This is a genomic window from Kitasatospora sp. NPDC093558 (assembly GCF_040683475.1).
Classification (GTDB): Bacteria; Actinomycetota; Actinomycetes; order Streptomycetales; family Streptomycetaceae; genus Kitasatospora.
This window is the reverse complement of record NZ_JBFBDY010001283.1, coordinates 1-1,200: the sequence shown is the minus strand read 5'-3', so window position 1 is coordinate 1,200 and position 1,200 is coordinate 1. Positions and strand designations below refer to the sequence as shown.

Here is a 1,200-nt window from a genome sequence, read left to right as displayed (position 1 = left end):
CTCCCGTCGCCAGCGGCGGCGGACCTCGCGGGCGAGTTCGTCGACGGCGTCGGCGAGGGCGGCGGGGATCGGGGGTGCGGGCGGTACGGGCGGTACGGGCAGTGGCGGGGCTTCTGGTTTTGGTGCCGCGGGGCCGGGGCCTGGGCCGGGTCCGGGGCCTGGGCCTGGGCCTGGGCCGTCGGTGATGATCGCCGCCAGGCGCTGCCGGTCCTCGGGGGAGGCGTCCAGCGCGTCCGCGATCAGCAGCACCGTGCCGAGCCGGTGGTCGGTGCTGCCGCCGCGCTCCAGCCGGCGGATCGTCCGCACGCTCACCTCGGCCTTCTCGGCGAGCTGTTCCTGCGTCAGCCCCGCATCCTTCCGCAATCGCCGCAACAGCGCGCCGAGTTCGTCCGTCACTCCGGCAATCCCCCATGGTCTTGCATGCTCATGTCCATCCGTGAGCCTACCGTGACGGCCGGTCACATATGGCCGGTGCCGTGTCCTGTCCCCCGACCTGCGCCGACGCCACGCTCGAAGACACCAGACAACCTTCGGAGGAAGCGACATGGCGTACCGCTACTGGTGCGGCGAGTGCGGCTACCGCACGCCCTGGCTCGGCGAAGCCCGGGCCGAGGAGCTGCAGATCGACCACTACGCGAGACGGCACCCGGGCGTACCGCCCGGCGGCACCGTGGAGGTCGACCGCAAGAACCCGCAGGGGGTGCCCGGCTGCCTGGCCGGCCTCGGCGTCCTGCTCCTGCTGCTCGTGGTGGCCGCGTCGTGCCGCCGCTGAGCGCGGGCCGCGCCGAGGTGTCCGTCTCGGACCCGGGCGAGCTGCGTCCGCTGCGCAAGCACCTGCGCAGGGTCCCGGGGCTGGAGGTCTCGGAGATCGAGGAGGCCGGCCCGGGCGGTGAGGTCGGCCCGGGCGGTGAGGGCCGCGCCGTCGCGGAGGGGCCCGCCGGCACGCTCCGGGTGCTGGCCGTCGGCCGCGGCGCCCTCGGACGGGCCGTGCGGACGCTGCCCGCCTTTCTCCGCACCCGCCGCGGCGCCGTCACCGTCACCGTCCGGACCCGGGACTGGACGGTCGTCCTGCACCCCGACCGCCCCGCCGCCGGCGGGCCCACGATCACCGAACGGGCCGCCGCCTTCCGTGCCCTGCGGGACGCCGGGACGTGAAAGCGGCCGTGCCCGCCCGGTGTGTGTGCGGCCCGGGCGGGCATG

The 1,200-nt window shown here is 75.9% G+C and carries 3 protein-coding genes; 2 read left to right on the top strand and 1 reads right to left on the bottom strand.

Annotation, left to right across the window (positions count from 1 at the left end):
• A partial coding sequence (locus AB0O00_RS40400; protein ID WP_363659645.1) for a helix-turn-helix transcriptional regulator occupies positions 1 to 396 on the bottom strand: 396 nt, incomplete at its 3' end.
• Positions 397 to 544: 148 nt separating this feature from the next.
• Between AB0O00_RS40400 and AB0O00_RS40395 the strand changes: the two genes are divergently transcribed.
• Both AB0O00_RS40395 and AB0O00_RS40390 read left to right on the top strand, forming a co-directional pair.
• A complete protein-coding gene (locus tag AB0O00_RS40395; protein ID WP_363659644.1) occupies positions 545 to 772 on the top strand; it encodes a hypothetical protein in 228 nt (75 codons plus the stop codon).
• On the top strand, positions 760 to 1,155 hold the full coding sequence (locus tag AB0O00_RS40390; protein WP_363659643.1) for a hypothetical protein: 396 nt from the start codon (positions 760 to 762) through the stop codon (positions 1,153 to 1,155). Before AB0O00_RS40395 ends, AB0O00_RS40390 begins: the two co-directional genes overlap by 13 nt.
• Positions 1,156 to 1,200 lie beyond the last annotated feature (45 nt).

What these genes read in the sequence shown, in the direction of transcription:
- AB0O00_RS40395 (WP_363659644.1), top strand. Translation starts at nt 545, where the DNA reads ATGGCGTACCGCTACTGGTGCGGCGAGTGCGGCTACCGCACGCCCTGG.